Source organism: Bradyrhizobium manausense, assembly GCF_001440035.1.
Classification (GTDB): domain Bacteria; phylum Pseudomonadota; class Alphaproteobacteria; order Rhizobiales; family Xanthobacteraceae; genus Bradyrhizobium; species Bradyrhizobium manausense.
On the sequence record NZ_LJYG01000002.1, the window covers coordinates 38,736 to 56,464 of the forward strand.

The 17,729-nt window shown below is 60.1% G+C and carries 19 protein-coding genes and 1 pseudogene; 11 read left to right on the plus strand and 9 right to left on the minus strand.

Going from position 1 to position 17,729, the window contains the following annotated elements; translation table 11 throughout:
* From AOQ71_RS00195 to AOQ71_RS00210, 4 genes are all read left to right on the plus strand, one after another.
* The coding region (locus AOQ71_RS00195; RefSeq protein ID WP_057740336.1) for an ABC transporter substrate-binding protein at positions 1 to 997 on the plus strand (997 nt) is incomplete at its 5' end.
* Positions 998 to 1,098: 101 nt separating this feature from the next.
* Positions 1,099 to 2,037, plus strand: a complete 939-nt coding sequence (locus tag AOQ71_RS00200) for an ABC transporter permease (RefSeq protein WP_430648594.1) — start codon at positions 1,099 to 1,101, stop codon at positions 2,035 to 2,037.
* Positions 2,031 to 2,819 carry an ABC transporter ATP-binding protein gene (locus AOQ71_RS00205; RefSeq protein ID WP_057740341.1) on the plus strand — a complete coding sequence of 263 codons (789 nt, stop codon included), beginning with the start codon at positions 2,031 to 2,033 and terminating at the stop codon, positions 2,817 to 2,819. The genes AOQ71_RS00200 and AOQ71_RS00205 overlap by 7 nt, the downstream gene beginning before the upstream one ends.
* Positions 2,820 to 2,965: 146 nt before the next feature.
* The gene (locus AOQ71_RS00210) at positions 2,966 to 3,766 is read left to right on the plus strand and encodes a class I SAM-dependent methyltransferase (RefSeq protein ID WP_057740352.1); all 801 of its coding nucleotides are present in this window, start codon (positions 2,966 to 2,968) and stop codon (positions 3,764 to 3,766) included.
* Positions 3,767 to 3,829: 63 nt separating this feature from the next.
* On the opposite strand, the gene AOQ71_RS49520 is transcribed toward AOQ71_RS00210, so the two are convergent.
* From AOQ71_RS49520 to AOQ71_RS00240, 6 genes are all read right to left on the minus strand, one after another.
* Positions 3,830 to 4,222 (minus strand): ABC transporter substrate binding protein, encoded by a 393-nt coding sequence (locus tag AOQ71_RS49520; RefSeq protein ID WP_057740358.1) that lies wholly within the window; start codon positions 4,220 to 4,222, stop codon positions 3,830 to 3,832.
* A 2-nt stretch (positions 4,223 to 4,224) separates the two neighbouring features.
* Positions 4,225 to 4,782: an ABC transporter substrate binding protein gene (locus tag AOQ71_RS49525; RefSeq protein ID WP_057740361.1), complete on the minus strand. Its 558-nt coding sequence runs from the start codon at positions 4,780 to 4,782 to the stop codon at positions 4,225 to 4,227.
* Positions 4,783 to 4,880: 98 nt separating this feature from the next.
* On the minus strand, positions 4,881 to 5,309 hold the full coding sequence (locus AOQ71_RS00225) for a cupin domain-containing protein (protein ID WP_057740363.1): 429 nt from the start codon (positions 5,307 to 5,309) through the stop codon (positions 4,881 to 4,883).
* 561 nt (positions 5,310 to 5,870) lie between these two features.
* Positions 5,871 to 6,863 carry an ABC transporter substrate-binding protein gene (locus AOQ71_RS00230; RefSeq protein ID WP_157083311.1) on the minus strand — a complete coding sequence of 331 codons (993 nt, stop codon included), beginning with the start codon at positions 6,861 to 6,863 and terminating at the stop codon, positions 5,871 to 5,873.
* Between the two features lie 253 nt (positions 6,864 to 7,116).
* Positions 7,117 to 7,395, minus strand: a complete 279-nt coding sequence (locus AOQ71_RS00235) for a DUF1330 domain-containing protein (RefSeq protein ID WP_057740368.1) — start codon at positions 7,393 to 7,395, stop codon at positions 7,117 to 7,119.
* Between the two features lie 340 nt (positions 7,396 to 7,735).
* A complete protein-coding gene (locus tag AOQ71_RS00240; RefSeq protein WP_057740371.1) occupies positions 7,736 to 8,071 on the minus strand; it encodes a hypothetical protein in 336 nt (111 codons plus the stop codon).
* Between the two features lie 254 nt (positions 8,072 to 8,325).
* Between AOQ71_RS00240 and AOQ71_RS00245 the strand changes: the two are divergent.
* The 4 genes and pseudogenes from AOQ71_RS00245 to AOQ71_RS00250 form a co-directional block, all read left to right on the plus strand.
* Positions 8,326 to 8,850: pseudogene (locus AOQ71_RS00245) on the plus strand (adenylate/guanylate cyclase domain-containing protein); the annotation flags it as partial.
* A 232-nt stretch (positions 8,851 to 9,082) separates the two neighbouring features.
* On the plus strand, positions 9,083 to 9,292 hold the full coding sequence (locus AOQ71_RS46800) for a hypothetical protein (RefSeq protein WP_083513813.1): 210 nt from the start codon (positions 9,083 to 9,085) through the stop codon (positions 9,290 to 9,292).
* Positions 9,293 to 9,415: 123 nt separating this feature from the next.
* On the plus strand, positions 9,416 to 9,580 hold the full coding sequence (locus tag AOQ71_RS44600; protein ID WP_162268291.1) for a hypothetical protein: 165 nt from the start codon (positions 9,416 to 9,418) through the stop codon (positions 9,578 to 9,580).
* Positions 9,581 to 9,699: 119 nt separating this feature from the next.
* Positions 9,700 to 10,068: a hypothetical protein gene (locus AOQ71_RS00250; protein WP_057740375.1), complete on the plus strand. Its 369-nt coding sequence runs from the start codon at positions 9,700 to 9,702 to the stop codon at positions 10,066 to 10,068.
* Between the two features lie 503 nt (positions 10,069 to 10,571).
* Here AOQ71_RS00250 and AOQ71_RS50095 read toward each other — a convergent pair.
* The 3 genes from AOQ71_RS50095 to AOQ71_RS00260 all read right to left on the minus strand — a co-directional run bounded on the left by AOQ71_RS50095 (position 10,572) and on the right by AOQ71_RS00260 (position 13,023).
* Entirely contained in the window at positions 10,572 to 10,748 is a 177-nt protein-coding gene (locus AOQ71_RS50095) for a DUF6894 family protein (RefSeq protein ID WP_430648595.1), read from the minus strand.
* 427 nt (positions 10,749 to 11,175) lie between these two features.
* On the minus strand, positions 11,176 to 11,739 hold the full coding sequence (locus AOQ71_RS00255; RefSeq protein ID WP_057740383.1) for a type 1 glutamine amidotransferase domain-containing protein: 564 nt from the start codon (positions 11,737 to 11,739) through the stop codon (positions 11,176 to 11,178).
* 54 nt (positions 11,740 to 11,793) lie between these two features.
* Entirely contained in the window at positions 11,794 to 13,023 is a 1,230-nt protein-coding gene (locus AOQ71_RS00260) for a glutathione-independent formaldehyde dehydrogenase (protein ID WP_057740386.1), read from the minus strand.
* Between the two features lie 488 nt (positions 13,024 to 13,511).
* On the opposite strand from AOQ71_RS00260, the gene AOQ71_RS00265 reads away from it, so the two are divergent.
* From AOQ71_RS00265 to AOQ71_RS00275, 3 genes are read left to right on the plus strand one after another with little or no spacing between them, the layout of a single operon-like run.
* Complete coding sequence (locus AOQ71_RS00265; protein WP_057740389.1) at positions 13,512 to 14,003, plus strand: (2Fe-2S)-binding protein; 492 nt, start codon at positions 13,512 to 13,514, stop codon at positions 14,001 to 14,003.
* Positions 14,000 to 15,016 carry an FAD binding domain-containing protein gene (locus AOQ71_RS00270; protein ID WP_057740396.1) on the plus strand — a complete coding sequence of 339 codons (1,017 nt, stop codon included), beginning with the start codon at positions 14,000 to 14,002 and terminating at the stop codon, positions 15,014 to 15,016. The genes AOQ71_RS00265 and AOQ71_RS00270 overlap by 4 nt, the downstream gene beginning before the upstream one ends.
* 8 nt (positions 15,017 to 15,024) lie before the next feature.
* A complete protein-coding gene (locus AOQ71_RS00275; protein ID WP_057740400.1) occupies positions 15,025 to 17,226 on the plus strand; it encodes a xanthine dehydrogenase family protein molybdopterin-binding subunit in 2,202 nt (733 codons plus the stop codon).
* The last annotated feature ends 503 nt before the right edge of the window (positions 17,227 to 17,729 follow it).

Consider the following 17,729-nt stretch of genomic DNA (forward strand, 5'->3'; position numbering starts at 1 on the left):
GGCTCGCGCGCTGACGGCTTCTGGGACTGGATCGCTGTCTTATGTTCCTGGCGAGGCCTTCATTTGCCGCACCGCAGCGAACAGTGAAGAGCTGCAGGGCCCACCCCGTCAACTAAAACTCGCCTGGAACGCGAACGCGGCATGCACGGTCGCTGCGCCAGTCGCAAAAGAACGGGGTATCTTTGCCAAGCACAACCTCGATGTAGATTTCGTCAATTTCGGCGGTTCGACCGACCAGTTGTTGGAGGCGATTGCAACTGGCAAGGCAGATGCCGGTTTGGGGTTGGCCCTGCGTTGGCTCAAACCGCTCGAGCAAGGTTTTGACGTTCGGATCACCGCGGGTGTGCACGGCGGCTGCATCCGGCTCCTCGGCTCCAAGGCTGCGAATATTGACAGCCTGGAATCCCTGCGGGGCAAGGCTATCGCGATCAGCGATCAAGCGAGCCCCGCGAAGAACTTCTTTTCGATCTACCTCGCCAAGAAGGGCATCGATCCGGCCCAAGAAGTAGAGTGGCGCCAGTACCCGGCCAATCTGCTCGCGCTTGCCGTCGACAAGGGCGAAGTGCAGGCGCTAGCGGAGATAGATCCGCTGCCCTACCTCTGGCTCAAGGAAGGCAAACTGAACGAGATCGCGACGAACTTAACGGGTGAATTCGCCGACCGCACCTGCTGCGTTCTCGCGATACGTGGCAGCCTCACCCGAGGCGAAATGGCGGTGGCGGCCGCTCTGACACGATCGATACTGGAAGCGGCAGATCGAGTTGCCAGCGATCCCGCCGATGCCGCTGCAATCTATTCGGGCTATGGCGGGAGAGGGTCCTTAGAGGATCTCGCCACGATGTATCGTAGCCATACTCACCACAGGCATCCCGTCGGGGCGGAGCTCAAGAAGCAGCTTCTGCTCTATACCGATGAACTCAGGGCAGTGAACGTCATCAAGCGAAGCACTGACCCCGCCAAGTTCGCGGACCGGATTTATCTTGACGTTCTAAGCTGACCCGATTGGGAAGATCCGCAGTGAGCTCGGTCATCGATGAAGTGCCGAGGCCATCAGAGAAATCGGGTTTCGGCTTTTTTGAAAGTTCGGCCACTCGGTCGTTGATTGGCGGGCTGTCTGTTGCGGTCGCATGGTCTATAGTCGCCGCGCTCACTGCATTCTGGCCGGATAAGCCCGAGAGCGATTGGGTCTATACGGGCGGCTTCGCCATTGCCTGCGGCGCATTGGCCCTTGCCCTTGCCTTGGCGGCCTTTGCCGGCGTTCGATTCGTTGCTTTTCAGCGTCTCCAGCGGGTTGCTCCGTGGCTGTTCGCGCTCGGGCTGTTTTTGGCAGCTTGGGAGGCCGTCACAGCAAAGCTTGGTTTGCTGCCGTTGCCATTTTTTCCGCCGCCGCAGGCCATTGTCGAAGTCGTCATCGATGATTGGGGGCGGCTGGCTGAAGGCATCTTTGCCTCAGCGCGTCTGCTCGCGACCGGTTATTTTCTCGGTGCGGCGCTGGGGTTCGTAACCGGCGTCGCGATCGGCTGGTCGCGGCTGGCCGGTTATTGGATCCACCCAGTTTTGCGGTTCATCGGGCCGCTGCCCGCGACAGCTTGGCTGCCACTTGCATTTTTCGTTTTCCCGTCGAGCTTCAGCGCCAGCATTTTCCTGATCGCGCTCGCCACCGGGTTTCCGGTCACCGTGCTCACCTGGTCAGGCGTTGCCTGCGTGAAGAGTGCCTATTACGATATTGCGCGGACATTGGGAGCAACCCAGCGCTTCCTCGTGCTCAAGGTTGCCATTCCGGCGGCAATGCCGCATGTCTTTGTTGGCCTGTTCATGGGGCTCGGCAACTCGTTTGCGGTTCTTGTCGTAGCCGAGATGCTGGGCGTGAAGGCCGGGCTCGGCTGGTATCTGCAATGGGCGCAGGGTTGGGCGGCCTATGCCAATATGTACGCCGCGCTGCTGCTCATGGCGTTCTTGTGCTCAGGGCTGATCACGCTGTTGTTCCGCTTCCGGGATCGCCTGCTATCCTGGCAGAAAGGTCTGGTGCGATGGTAGCAGCGATGGCAGGCGATCACTCGGTCCGTGGATCGACGCTAACACTCCGCGAAGTGAGCCATCGCTTCAATTTTGAAGGGCAGCCCCTACCGGTGTTGGACCGCATCAGCCTGCAGGTCGGCCGCGGCGAATTTGTCGCTATCCTTGGACCGAGTGGATGCGGAAAATCGACCTTGCTCCGCCTGGTCGCGGGGCTCGACACTCCAACAGCCGGCGCCCTGCTAACGGAGGGAAGGGAGATCGAAGCACCCGATCCGTCGCGCGTCGTCGTTTTTCAAGACCCCACGCTTTATCCATGGCGGACAGTGTGGAGCAACGTTGCGCTCGGTCTGGAAGCCCGCGGCTTGCTGCGCACCCATCGCGAACGTATCGAAGACGCCTTGCGTCTGGTGGGGCTCACGGGCTTCGCCAACGCCTACCCGCACCAGCTTTCCGGCGGCATGGCACAGCGCGCGGCTCTGGCGCGTGCGCTTGTCAACGACCCGACACTGCTCATCCTGGACGAACCTTTGGGCCAGCTCGACTCGCTCACTCGCATTGCGATGCAGACAGAACTTGTATCACTTTGGCAGCGCTCGAGCTTCACAGCGCTGTTGGTCACGCACGATGTCGAGGAGGCGCTCCTGCTCGCCGGCCGCGTCATCGTGCTGAGCGACCGACCTGCACGGATCAAGGCCGAAGTCGTCAACAGCCAGCCCTATCCTCGCCACCGGGGCAATCCGCATTTCGTTAAGCTTCGTCGCGAGGTGTTCGAGCATCTCGGCCTTGAGGACGCGTGGTAGCCGTCAAATGGATCCCGCCGTGGCAGATCTTCTCATACGCGTCATAGCCGCGCGGCGTGCTCGCCACGATTGCAATGCGATTGCTTTAGCGGCTTGGTAACCACCCTGTCGAGGTCCAGGAATTTGGCGAGCGCACGGAGACTTCGATGACCTCGGAATTCAACGTACACAGCGCTGCGGGCTATGAGCAACTCATGGGCCGCTGGAGCCGAAGACTCGCGCCGCTATTCATCGACTTCACAGGGGTTGCCGACGGGGAAAGGATTCTCGACCTCGGCTGCGGCAGCGGGAGCTTGACCTTCGCGCTCGTCAAAGCCGCCGACGTCGTCGAGATTGACGCGGTCGACTATTCACCAGTCTTTGTCGAGGAGGTGATCCGGCGCAACACGAACCCGCGAATAAAAGTCCGACAGGCGGACGCCTGCGCCCTGCCCTTCGAGCGGGGCGCGTTCGACCGCGCTTTGGCGCTTCTCGTGCTCCACTTCGTTCCCGAAGCCGGCAAGGCAGTGGCCGAGATGCGCCGCGTCGTTCGGCCGGGCGGCGCGGTCGCGGCAACGGTGTGGGATCATCTCGGCGGCATGCCCGGCATGCGCATGATGGTCGACACGGTGGCGGCACTCGGAGAAAGCGGACGCGAGCTGCGCCGTCGCTTTTGCTTTCAACCGATGATGCAGCCAGGCGAACTGAGACGGACATTTGCCGAACAGGGTCTCGTGGACATTGCGGAAATGGAGCTGATGATCCGCATGGACTACCAAGACTTTGCCGACTATTGGGCTCCGATTGCCGCCGGCGAAGGGCCGCTCGGCAAGTATGTGGCTGCGCTCGACGCTGCGGAGCGAGCGCGCACCGATGCCGCCGTGCGCGATGCCTACGAGGCCGGCCGGCCCGATGGGCCGCGATCCTTTGCGAACGTCGCATGGGCCTGCCGTGGCAAGGTTCCCTAACTCGATCTCTTCCGAGGTCCTGAATCCGAAATCGTTCCGGACTTCATACGTTGTAATGAGGTCCTATTCGATCACTTCGTCGGCTTGAGCTAGCAGCGATGAAGAGATATTGACGCCAAGCGCTCTCGCAGCTCTCAAGTTAACGACGAGTTCAAATTTGACCGGCAGCTGCACGGGAAGATCAGCAATTTGCGAGCCTCTCAGGACGTGGTCGACGTAAAATGCGGCTCGCCGGTACAAATCAAGGATATCGACGCCGTAAGACATCAATCCGCCGCCTGAAGCAAAGAAGCGAAAGGCATAGATTGCGGGAACACGGTCTCCGGCGGCTGTCGAGACTATCAGCTCACGATGAATGCCATTGAAAATATCTGGCATAACCACGAGCCCACCACCGGGTTCGCCGGCAATCGCGGCAATCGCTTGTTCGATCCCGGCAGCGTCGCGCACCGGCACGGCTATCGGTTCGACACCCAGGGATGTTGCAGCTGCCTCAAGCGGACGCAAGTAATACAACCCGCCCCCGGCGCGGTCTCCGGGTTGAAAATGCAATGGACCCGCGCGAGTCCGGGCGCGATTTGCTTCAGCAGATCAACCCACTTTCCCGCGAGTGAGGGCTCCAGATCGACGAGGCCACTCGCGTTGCCACCGGGCCTAGCCAAGCTGGCAACAAAACCGCTTTTGATCGGATCAGTAACCTGCACGAAAACGATGGGAATGGTGCGTCTCTCAGCCAGTAATGCCGTCACTATGGCAGTGTTCTGGGCGACGATGGCATCGGGCCGCTGACTGACCAGCTCTTTCGCGAACATCCGGGTGCGTTCAGGATGGCCACCAGCCCAGCGGTATTCAATCTGGACAGTACGGTCCCGCTTCCAACTAAGCTGCGAAAGCCCTTGCTCAAGTGCCTGAGCCTGTTTCTCTCCTTCGGGGTCCCCGAGCGGGCGCCCCAACAGTACTAGAGATGGGTCAAGGGCTGCCTTGGCCGCCTTCCATGGTCTTGTTCGGATCACCATCAGAAGCAGACCTCACGGCGCCTTGGGCTAAGGTCCGCCACGGGCCGACATCCAGAAGTAGCGCGGTTCGCGAGCAGAGCGCGAACGCGAATGCCCCTTCATTGAGATGGCGCAGGTATTAGGCCATGACGTTTCATGATCTCGCCCATCCGGGCAGGATCAGGAGGCGCAGGGCCGCCGAGGGCAACAGCCATTTCCCGGAAGAATTCCGGCCCGAGAACGCCTGGCGTGAGAACGCAAAGCATTTTCGCAATCGCCTGCGTCTCGTTGAGGAATCCATGGACAACACCGCGCGGGATGAAAAGATCATCTCCCGGCCTGATCTCGATGCGCTTGCCGGCGACCGTCCAACTGACGACGCCCTCAAGGCCGTAGATTGTTTCCTCCCAGTCACGATGATGGTGCGGGACCGGCATACGGGAGTTTGGCGGGATCACCACCTCAAACATATCAAGCGCCCCGCTCGTATCATACTTGGTACGCAAAAACCGTAACTGCATTGCGCCAACCTCGATGAGTTCAGCCATTTTGCCTCCAAAGATAAGATCGCGACATGGCCAACCTCATCGTAGCCGACATCATTTCAAGTTGGGCTTGAAAGCTTCCGCGATCACTCGGCGGACGCTCTTTGAGGGCGGTTTCAGGGCCTCGCTCAAGAAGGCGAAGAGAAGCAACAGCCACGTCGCAAGCGCGGCACACCACAGCAGCACCTCCAATCAGGCATGAATGACCTCAAAAATACCTATCTGAAATGGGGCGAGTGTTGCCTAATGGAGCCGACACGGCAAGCCGTATTTAAAACGCTCTAAGAATAGCTGGCAGACTTAGGTCAGGGAAGCGACGGCCCTATGACCGCGCAGTCTGGCGCATTCGCAAAGGACGGCTTGAAGGCATTCTGCCAAGCGCGGCAAATCACCTTCGGCCACCAGAACGAAGCACCGATGGCCGAATACAGGCGCTCCGGGTCAATCATTTTGGCCCGGTTCAAGTTAGGTCCGGCCTACCGCCGACAGCCGACATATTCTCGTCCGTTGGATGCGGCAGCGATGGGCCCGTTTCGGACTCATGCGCCGCCGCAAGGTGAACCGTCATTCGATCAACTCGTCGGCCGCAGCGGTGAGTGTTGCGGGCACGGCCAGTGAGAGTGCTTTTGCAGTCTTCAGATTGATAAAGAGTTCAAATCTTGTGGCTTGATAAAACGGTATATCGCCAGGATTTGTGCCGCTCAGAATCACCTGCATATCGCTTGCCATGCGCCTGTTTAATTCGACCAAATCTGTCGCGTAACTCATCAGGCCCCCGGCCGCAACGAATTCTGCAAAGGGGTAAATCGCAGGCAGCCCGGCAGCCGCGATCTGTTTTGCGACGACTACGTGATCGACAAAGGGCGGTCCGTCGAGAGCGACCATAACGCCGTTTGCACCTTCATCTTTGGCTTTGGCGATAGCGCTTTGATAGATAGCCTCGCTGGTTGGCTCGTCGATGAGACAGCTTGTCGACTGGATGCGCTGCGCATCGGCCGCCTCACGAACCGCGGAAAACTGGTCATCAAGTACCGGTCGCGTGCCCAGAAAGGCGAGCTTGTGCAAAGCGGGAAACATTTCGCGCAATAATGCAATCCGCTTCGCATGGATCGGGACCTCGGGACTGAAAGAAACGCCGGTGATATTGCCACCTGGATGCGCGAGCGACTTGACCAAGCCCTCCCGAACGGGATCGATGGCTAACGCCACAATTGGTATCGTGTTAGTCGCCCGCGTAAATACCGCGCCTGCCCCGACGCAAAAAATGATGTCCGGCTTGCTGTCGACAATCGCCGCGATTGTAGCTTTCGATGTGACTTCGCCTGTCTCCCTGCCGTAGCGCTCGATTTTGATAGTCTTGCCCTCGACAAGCCCGAGACGCCGCATTTCGGCAAAGAGAGCGCGAATGTAGCGATTGTAACTGTTCTCATGCATCGAGTCTAAAGGCTCGGTCGCACTGTACATCACAATTCGCCGCATCGTGCCGCGCGATTGCGCTCGGGACGTGAGCGGCAGGAGCGCCGCGCCGACCATGAAGATGATCTCCCGCCGTCGCATGTTCTCCTCCAAGGCCACCTTGTGGGAGGAGGAGCCTAACACTTTGTCAGGGGGCCGTGAGGTGCTTTGAAGGACTGCTCCGCGTCAGAATGCGAAAAAACTCAGCGCGAGCAAATCCAGTCCGCTCCGCCCGGCTAAGCCTTCCCCAATGAGCGGTGTCGTTACGTCGCTGATGGGCCGAAGGAGACGTTCGGCGGTGCGAGCGACCTACAGGCAAAGTTCAAACTGCGTGGTGCGCGCCGCCAAACGGGGCTCAATCCGTGGGCTGCGGGCCCTCGTAGCCCTCGATCACGATGATATCGATGTCCACGGCGCCCGCGCGCGGTGCGCTCGCCTTGGTGTATTCAGGTGAGCGGTAGCAGGCGAGCGCAGTTTCGTAGTCCTTGAACTCGATCACGATGTTGCGGTCGCGCGCCTTGCCCTCCACCGCCTCGAAGGTGCCGCCGCGTACCAGGAATTTCGCGTGGTATGTGCGGAGCAGCGCCGCGAGGGCGCTCGATCCAATACCCGTTCGGCATGTTGTCCTCCTCATCTTTGCATTCGCAAATCAAGAGGCGCATCGATGTGATCAAACCCGAATACACCAAAGCCTACGGCCCCCGGGGCCGCTGGGGGTTAAATTGCGCTGCGGTGCATGGTTCCGTCGGGTTGACGACACCGTTGGGCTTGAAGTTAGTGGCGCCGCGGGGTTAGGCCAATCGAGCGACGAGGCCCGTTCAGGTCATTCACATCTATTTGGCCGTGTTGGCACCATGCCCGGTCTGGCCTCGGCCGCTGACGCGCCCGCCGCAACCTTCGCCGGCCAATAAGCGACATTTCGAAATGAGACAGGCCGCCAACTGAGCCGGTCTCAACGCGGAAATCCCTTCTTCTCAGATCTTTCCGATATTGGAGTTTCTGGCGTCGTGAAGGCTCTTTATCAGGGAGGACAGCGCTTGGTCGGCCTCGCTGTAGCCGCCAGCACCAGCGATCCTGTCGAGCTCTGCAATTGTAAGCTCGCGCTTCTCGTCATTCAGTTTGATTGAATTCCGATCACGAATATCGCGCATCGTCGTTCCCTTTAATCTCTCGGTGAGGACCAACCTCAGCCCATAGCCGATGGGATACCCGACGCCGAGATTACAGGATGTGATGAGTGTCACGTAGTCGACATGTGGATGTCCTCCCTGGGCACCAGTAACGGAATTCCTGAGCTCCGGTCGGACCATGTCCGAGATAGGTCAACAGCGCCGTTTGACCTAGCGGTCGGGCGTTTCCGCTTTACCTCCGATCCCGGACATCTCGCCGCAACGCCCTAATGAAAGCGATGGACCAATCTCAAGACAAGATCGGCTCTGGCATTATCGATATGGGCGAGCTGAGCCTCAAGAACATCGATCGCCCAGTGAGGGCTTACGCTGTCGTTCCGCATGAATTATCGATTGCGACGGTTGGCGCGCGTTCAAGGCCGCACTCGATTTTAGCGCCTCATCTTTCGATTGTGGTTTTGCCGCTTGCGAACCTAAGCGGCGATCCCGGTCAAGATTATTTCGTAGACGGCGTGACCGAGAGCCTGACCACGGATTTGTCACGCATCCGTGGTTCATTCGTCGTTGCCCGCAACACTGCTTTTTCTTACAAAGGCAAATCTAATGACATCCGGCAGGTGGGCCGCGAACTGAACGTCCGCTACGTGCTTGAAGGGTCCGTGCAGCGGGGCGGCAACCGCTTTCGGGTGAACGTCCAGCTTGTTGACGCACAAACCGGTAACCACCTTTGGGCCGAACGCTTCGACAAGCCTCTTGCCGACCTCCTCAATATGCAGGATGAAATCGTATCACGGCTCGCCAATACATTGAATGCTCAACTTATTGCAGCCGAGGCGAAGCGAGCCGAACGCTCGTTGCATCCCACCGCATTGGATTTGTATTTTCAAGGAATGGCTCGTTGGAATAAACGCTGGACTTTGGAAAATATGGTGCAAGCGCGAAGCTTTTTCGAACGCGCCGCAAGGCATGCGCATGGCCGGTCTGCCAGAGGGTTAAAAATAAGGCTAGGCGCGCCTGGTTTGACGATGGTCGGGCTTGCATCAGTTCGTTCCAAAACCGGAACGCGGTGAAGCAAAAGTCGCGGGCGTTGCAGATTTACAACCCACACGGCCAGTCCAGATACTAAGCTCGTCCATTGAGACGACCGAGACATATTTCATGTTTACGTCATAAGAACAGCGGGGGCGGAACGTGTATGATGTCTATCGCAACGGGACGCGTGACTTGCTCGTTTTGCAATTGGGCTCGCCGATCCCGGCAGCTTACTCCGGCAACAGGTGGCGCAAGAGCAGAAGAAGAATTCTGAAGGTGAGCGATGAGATCAAATCAGCTGTTCAGCGGCGTGGCTATTACGTTCGCAGCTTGCGATCGCCAAAGGACAGGATGATCGAAGGCGAGTAGATCGGTGGTCGAGAGAATGCACGGCTGCTCGTTTCAAGACCCACGACCGCCAGTAGCCGATGATGCGACCCACTATGGATCGATAATTTGCGAGCTACTTGCATCGCTGCTTTGATGAGCGGCATGCAAGCCTCGAAGATCACTTCGATCCGCCTCATAAAACACGAGGCTGCGCCCGACTGCGGCAGCTTCGAGGTGCGGTACGACGATGGTCGGCCGAGCCGGCATTTTTATTGGGACGACCTGCCGAGCCGGCGCCTGCGGCCGGAGGTGCTGACGCCGATGTAGCGTTGGAGGCGGCGCGAAGCATTGCCCGGCGGCTCGGGATGAGCTTGACGCCGGACGGCGTTGACGGGAACTTAGGACGACCTGTCTTGGTTGATCGTCAACAGTTCCGGAGTTGCGTCATGCGTAGCACGCCGTCGATCGTGCCGTTCGACCGTTTCGATCGAGATATCTATCTGGTCTTGGAGGACTTCGGCGCCCGCGCCGGCTGCGCTTGGCGGGAGACCGACGAGGCGGACACGGATCGAGACACCGTGCTCCGCGACATCCTGTCCGGACAGTACACCTATCCATTGCGGATCGTGGTGTTCAACGCTGTCGAGGGTTGGTCGCGAGACGCGACAGCGGAGATCGCGGACGAACTGGCGGAGCGGGCGGCCGACTACGCCGACGCGGTCTCTCCGGCGCTCCAAGCCTTCATCAACGCCAACGCGACCAGACCTTTCGCCATGCAGCTCGCGTTGCCGCTGCGCGAAATTGCCTGGCGATGAAGTTGTGTCCCAGATGCGATAACAGCCGGTGGGTCTGCGAGGCACACCCCGACCGGTCGTTCTGCGGCAGCGAGAGCCGGCCCGTGCCCGTGCGGTGCCCCCGGCGAGCCTTGCCCTCTCTGACGGGACGAAACTATGACGAGGCGGGCAAGACGTGTTGATCTTACGCAGACCTGTCGGCAAGGCTCGCTGCTTCGGTCAGGTGGGGCCGCCAACGCCTGCCATGTACGAATATTTGGGAACGACTGCCGGTCCAGCCACTTGGCTGACACATGAAGCACGGGTTTCGCTATGAGCCCACGGAGCAAGGTCTGCGCGCGGCGAATGATGCTGGCCGACCTCACCGGCCGGTAGAAGCGGCGACCGTTTCGAGCGGTAGGGAAGGCATTCGAATTGCCAAGCAGCAAAAGCTCGACAATGTCGGAGCAGGCGGCGCCGGACCGGCTAATGAAAGTCCGCCTTGGGTCATTCGTCGATTTGGCAGCGCATCTAGGATGGCCGGTCTAGCCCCGACTGCTGACGTGCGGAACAGCGGGGCCGACCTTCGCCTTCGGGCCAGAAGATAGCGCCCCAGCGTAGCTGGTAGCCTCTCGCCGAGCTGATTCATCATCAGGAAGTTCTTCACCTTCGCAGTCAACGGTCGGCGCTACGTTGTCGATGGAAAAAATATCGCGGCATATTGGGGAAGAGCCTGCCTCCGGTTCCCGATCGTCTCAAATTCGCTCACCGCATTGACGGCAGTGATAAAGATGGACGGTGCGCGCTGTGACTGGGTCCAGCATATTCGCAGCGAGCCTGGTAAGGGCCGCGCACGTTGGACATCGCGGTCCATACTCGACCGCGTGCTTAGGCAATTCCGCTTCTTCTCTCGTCAGACAAGTTGCTCCCCCTCAATGGGAGAAGGCCACCGGCCCTATTTCGCAAAGACACTCATAAACAGGCCCGCCACGAAGATCACGACGCCGACGGCCGCGATGCCAAAGCAGACACGCGCCTGGAATTATGAGGTAAAACGCGAGCCCGGCGCGTGATACCACCAACTGAATAAAATGTGCCGCGGGTGCGGCGACCTGCTCGAAGATTGGCTTGCGAGATTGGGCCTTCGCTTCAATCAGCCGCGGCAGGCTGCCGCGCCCGACTGAAAAGATCGATCATTGCGCGATTGAAAGCCGGGATGTCGTCAGGCTTTCGGCTGGTCACTAGGCCTTGATCGATTACCGCTTCCTCATCCACCCACTGCGCCCCGGCGTTTCGAAGGTCGATCTCGAGAGATGGCCAGGATGTCATGCGCCGGCCGCGCGCTGCACCGGCATTGATGATGGTCCATGGACCGTGACAGATCGACGCCACAGGTTTGCCTGCATCGAAGAAGCTTTTCACAAAAGCGACCGCCTTGGGCTGCATCCGCAAGGAATCAGGATTGATGACGCCGCCGGGCAGTAGCAATGCGTCGAAATCCGCCGAACATGCTTGGTCGAGGTGCACGTCGACGGACAGCTCATCGCCCCAATCGGTGAAGTTCCAGCCGCGAACGCGATCCGTCTTCGGAGAAACGAGGCTAGTCTTGGCGCCAGCGTCGTCAAGCGCCTTCCGCGGCCTGACCAGTTCGACGTACTCGAACCCATCGGTGGCAAGAATGGCAATCTTGTAGTCTTGAATTGATCCGGCCATGGTTGGCCTCCCTCGTTTAAGCGCAGTTCAAGCGGAAGCTCGCGCATGTTCGCGTTAACGGGTCCCGCTCGACGACGCGAGCCTGGTCGTATTGTGTGGATCGATCACGTATTTCTTGGCCGATCCGTCATGGAAGCTCTGATAGGCTTCCACCGCTCTTTCGAGCGGTATGACCTCTGTGTTCAGAAGTCCTGTGAGATAGGGCAGCCGGTCCCAAAGAATGGCCATCATCAGCTCGCGATTGTAATGCATGACCGGGCACTGACCTGCGGTGAAGGATGGCGATTTGACCCAAGCCGCGGGAAAACCCAAGGCCATGAATCCCTTCTTGTTGAGTTCGTTCGGTGCACCTGGATCGAGATTGGTATAGACGCCTGGAATGCCCATGGCGCCCGCGGGCTTGATCACCTCCATCAAGGTGTTGAGGACAGCCTCCTCCTCGTTCTTCCCGCTGCCATCCGGTCCATAACCGTGGCATTCCAGTCCGACACAATCTACAGCGGCGTCGACCCAACGCGAGCCGTTGCCGAGGATCTTCTCGATTTGATCCGGAATGGGCGTAGAGCTCGAGGGATCCACGACCTCGTACCCGGCGTTCTTGACGAGATCGCGCCGCGCCTTGTTGTGGTCGCCTACGATAATGCAGGAGGCTCCGAGCAGGTGCGCGCTGGCTGCTGCACAACGTCCGACCGGGCCGGCGCCGGCAATGTAGACGGTTGAACCGGTGCCGACGCGCGCCTCGACACAACCGTGATATCCGGTTGGCAGGATGTCCGATAGCAGAGTGAGATCCCTGATTTTCTCGATCGCCTGCTCCTTGTCGGGAAATTTCAAGAGCTGGAAGTCCGCCCAAGGCACCATCATGTATTCGGCTTGACCGCCCTGCCATCCGCCCAGATTGAAGCCGTACGCTCCGCAAAATCCGAGCTCTTCATTGGCGTTGAGACAGACATCAGTATGACGTTCCTTGCAGTTCCGGCACGTGCCACACGCAACGTTGAAAGGCACAGAGACGATATCACCAACTTTGATGCGCTCAACATGCGAGCCCACCTCGACGACTTCGCCCGTATTCTCATGACCTAGTTGCATTCCTGAGGGTGCAGCGAAGCGGCCATGATAAATGTGCAAGTCGCTGCCGCAGATATTCGTTGTGATCAGCTTCAAAATAACAGCGTGTTCAATCTTCTTCCCTTTGGGGTCCGCAAGCTTCGGATATCCTCTGTCCTGGATCTCTAGTTTGTAAGGCCCCAGAAAAGTTACTGCGCGGTTGGTTGCGGCCATGGCTCGCTCCTCAGATGATCGCTTAAAACGGTGGCGCGACTCTTGGTCACGAAGATGGGTGCCCCAGACGAACGGCGCCTTGGCAAACGTCAATCTTGCGGGCTGTCGTTTGAGTTCCGATCTCCATGGTAAGAGAGGGCGACTGGGCCGCTTGCCCATGGCGACGCGGGATCCGGTGTGGCGCACGCAGTTCGTCTTCGAGTGCGCTCAGGCTGGGCGACACGCCGTGAGAGCGGGAAAGCCGATGGTTCGGGCTCGGTCATTCGTTGGAACAAAGGAAGAGCGATCGCGCGAAACGGCTCCATGGCCGGGTCACGATTGATGAAAACCGAGTAAGGTCAGCCTCCGGGCTGCTGTTCCGGAGGTTTCCTTTGAACTGTTGCGAGTCCGGCGCGCGCCGATGGAACCAAGCCTACGGTGGCCCGTTGGGCGCTATCGTCCGGCGCGCGGAGCATGCTTCGTCGGCCGCACGCACAAGGGAAACCGACATGACGGATTCCACGAATCAGATTCCCGATCGCATTCGGCTCAGTTTCGTCGTCAACGGCACCAAGCGCACGCTTGATCTCGTGCCTTGGACCACGCTGCTTGATGCGTTGCGCGACCACCTCGGGCTGACCGGGACCAAGAAGGGTTGCGATCACGGACAATGCGGCGCGTGCACCGTGCTGGTCGACGGCCGGCGCATCAACTCCTGTCTGACACTCGCCGTCATGAAAGATGGCGCCGAGATCACTACGGTAGAGGGACTGGCTCAGGACGGCACCCTGCATCCACTGCAACAGGCTTTCATCGACCACGACGCTTTCCAGTGCGGCTATTGCACGCCGGGACAACTTTGTTCAGCCGCCGGTCTCCTGTCCGAAGGCCGGGCCAAGGATGCCGACGAAATCCGAGAGTTGATGAGCGGCAATCTCTGCCGGTGTGGCGCCTACCCCAACATCGTCGCCGCCATCCAGCAGACTATGAGCTGGCCATGATCAACTTCCAGTATTCGTGCGCGAGCGACGTCACTGAAGCCATCGGCCTGCTCGCCGCCCATTCCGGCGCAAAACTCATCGCAGGCGGCACCAACCTGATCGATCTTATGAAGGAGAGCGTCGAAAAGCCCACCCGGCTTATCGACATCTCGCGTCTGCCGCTCCGCCAGATCGAGGAAACAGGTGACGGAGGCCTGCACATCGGCGCGCTGGTCCCGAACTCCGATCTTGCCTATCACCCGCTGATCGAGGAGCGCTATCCGCTGCTCGCCAGCGCGATCCTGGCAGGCGCTTCGGCACAATTGCGCAACATGGCCTCTGTCGGCGGCAATCTGATGCAGCGAACCCGCTGCGCCTATTTCTACGACACCGCGACACCCTGCAACAAGCGAACTCCGGGGAGCGGCTGCTCGGCGGTCGACGGCCTCAATCGCAATCACGCGATCCTCGGCACCAGTGCCTTCTGCATCGCGACCAATCCGTCCGACATGAGCGTAGCGCTCGCCGCATTGGATGCGGTCGTCCACATTGCGGGCCCGTCCGGCGAGCGCACGATGGGCATGCGCGAGTTCCATCGACTCCCCGGCGATACGCCCCACGTCGACACTAACCTTGAGCGCAGCGAGATCATCACCGCGATCGAGCTGCCGCCGCGCGGCTTTGCCGGCAATTACAGCTATCTCAAGATCCGCGACCGGGTCTCCTATGCTTTCGCAATCGTCTCCGTGGCCGCCGCACTTGAATTCGATGGCCACGCCATCCGCAAGGCACGGCTGGCTCTGGGCGGTGTGGCCCACAAGCCCTGGTGCAGCGTCGAGGCCGAAGCCGCGTTGCAAGGGCAACCGGCAACGACGGATCATTTCGCCCGCGCCGCCGATCTCCTGCTGCAAGGAGCCAGGACTTACGCCCATAACGGCTTCAAGGTCGAACTGGCGCGCCGCGCCGTCATGCGCACGCTCACGCAGGCTGCAAACGCCAGCCCGCAATCGCAGGCGCACAAGAAGATCGCGTGAGGTTATCGATGAACGGCTACGTCGGAACGGCAACATCCCGGGTTGACGGCCGGGCGAAGGTCACAGGCGCCGCCAAATATGCCGGCGAATTCGCAGCCGACGGGCTATTACACGGCTTTGTCGTGACGGCCACTATCCCACGCGGGCGCATTACGCGCCTCGATGCCAGCGGGGCGCTGAAGGTGAAGGGCGTCGTCGACGTGCTCACGCATGCGCACCGGCACCCGCTGGCCGACAAGGACGAGGCCTGGAAAGACGAGGTGGCGCCGGAAAAAGGCTCGCCGTTCCGGCCGCTCTATGACGACAGCATCAAGTTCAACGACCAGCCGATCGCGCTGGTCGTAGCCGAGGACTGGGAAACCGCCAAATTCGCCGCAACGCTGCTGGATGTCGCCTATCAGGAAGAGCCGTTTGCGACCGATCTCGAAGCCGAACGTGGCAGCGCGACCGAGGTACAGAAGCCCCACGAGCCTCGGGGCGATGCCGCGGCAGCGCTTGCCGGCGCGGCGATTCGCCACGAGGCGGATTATCTGGTCCCGACTGAGCATCACAACCCGATGGAGCTCTATGCGACGACGGCCGTATGGGAGGTCGACAGACTTACCGTCTACGACAAAACCCAAGGCGTTCAGAACGTCCAGAAATTCCTCTGCAGCGTCTTCGGCAAGACACCGGACGAGATCCGAGTGATCTCCCCCTATGTCGGCGGGGCCTTCGGCTCCGGCCTTCGTCCGCAATACCAGGTGGTGCTGGCCACTCTCGCCGCACTTCAGCTGAAGCGGTCCGTTCGCATCGTGCTAACCCGGCACCAAATGTATGGGCTCGGCTACCGGCCGGAGACGATTGAGCATGTCGGATTAGGGGCAAGGCCCGACGGCACGCTCGATGCAGTCGTGCACGAGGCCATTGCAGTTACCTCGCGCTACGAGGAGTTTTCGCGCAATGACACCGGCTGGGCGGAGCAGCTCTACAAGAGTGCGAACAGCCGCTATTCCCACCAGCTCGTCCGTCTCGACGTCGCCACGCCCTGTGACATGCGCGCACCCGGCGCGGCCTCCGGCGTATGGGCGTTAGAATGCGCCATGGACGAGCTCGCTAACGCCCTCAAGCTGGACCCGGTCGAACTGCGCCTGAAGTGCTACTCCGATCGCGACCAGAGCGAGGACCTGCCCTACACCAGCAAGCAGTTGCGCGCATGCTACCGCCAGGCTGCCGCGGCCTTTGGCTGGAGCAATCGCAATCCTGCACCACGGTCAATGCGCGATGGCAAGGAACTAGTCGGCTGGGGCATGGCAACAGGGATCTGGGAAGCCCTGCAGATGCCGGTCGCCGCCCGCATCGTGCTGACCGCAAACGGTCATGCGGAAGTGTCCTCCGCGGCCTCCGACATCGGCACCGGCACGTACACCATCGTGGCGCAAGTGGCGGCAGATGCGCTAGGGCTTCCGATGGACAACATCACGGTGAAGCTCGCCGACTCGAGCCTGCCGCAAGCTCCCGTTGAGGGCGGATCCTGGATGGCCGCATCGAGCGCCCATGCGGTTCTTGCAGCGGCCGAGGACATTCGCCAGGAGCTCGCACGTCTTGCCGTCGCGATGGCCGGTTCCCCGCTCGCCGGCACGGACCCTGCCGATGTGATCCTCAGCGAGGGCATGATCGCTGTGGGAAGTGACAAGAGCCGGTCGGTCTCCATCGCCGACGCGATGCGATCCGGCTCACTGGAGCGGATCGAGAAGGAAAAGCTCAACCATTTCGCCGAGGACAAGTCACACGCGCGAAACACCCATTCCGCGGTTTTCGCAGAGGTGAAGATCGACGAGGAGCTCGGCGTCATCCGCGTCACGCGGGTGGTGAACGCCGTCGCTGCCGGTCGTATCCTTAACACGAAGACCGGCCGCAGCCAGGTGATGGGCAGCGTGGTCTGGGGTATAGGAATGGCCCTGCACGAAGAAGCGGTGATGGATCACCGCTTCGGGCGGATCATGAACGCCAACATCGCCGAGTATCATATCCCGGTGAATGCCGACATCCACGACATCGACGTTATCTTCGTGGACGAGCAGGACGAGCACATTAACAAGCTCGGCATCAAGGGCTTGGGCGAGATCGGGATCGTCGGCGTCCCCGCGGCAATCGCAAACGCAGTTTATCATGCAACCGGCAGACGCGTGCGGCGCTTTCCGATCACGTTGGACAAGCTCCTCAGCTGAGGTTGTATCGTCGATCTCGGACCTTCGCCTGCGGCATCACTCCTCCCGAATCTTCCGGACCCATTGGCGTAAAATCGGCGAACATGTCGGCGCCCTGGATCGCAGGCGCATGGGTCCCGATGCCAGCTTTCAGATTATATACAGTGCACCCGTTGAGCCTAGCGGCTCGCGCGCCATGAGACTTGCGCGCCAGATTTCCGCTAACTTATGCGGCAACGCTCTGCTGCGAGCCTCAGCTGCTTCAGTCGGTGCCGTGGTATGCAGGACTAAATAGGATTCGGTTTCGACGCTCTGTGCTGACGTCACCATAGGACGCGCGGCGCCATCGTTACTACTGGATATTGGCTATCGACGGCTCGCCAATATCTTTGACAAAGCTGCGACTTGCGAAAGGGGCACAATCGGCGGTGCAGACCGCCGCGGTCGGCTTCCGGTCTACACCCGAGAGCCGACGCTAGACGAGCATCCCGCCGGCACCGATGGGCCAATCGCAGAAGTGAGCA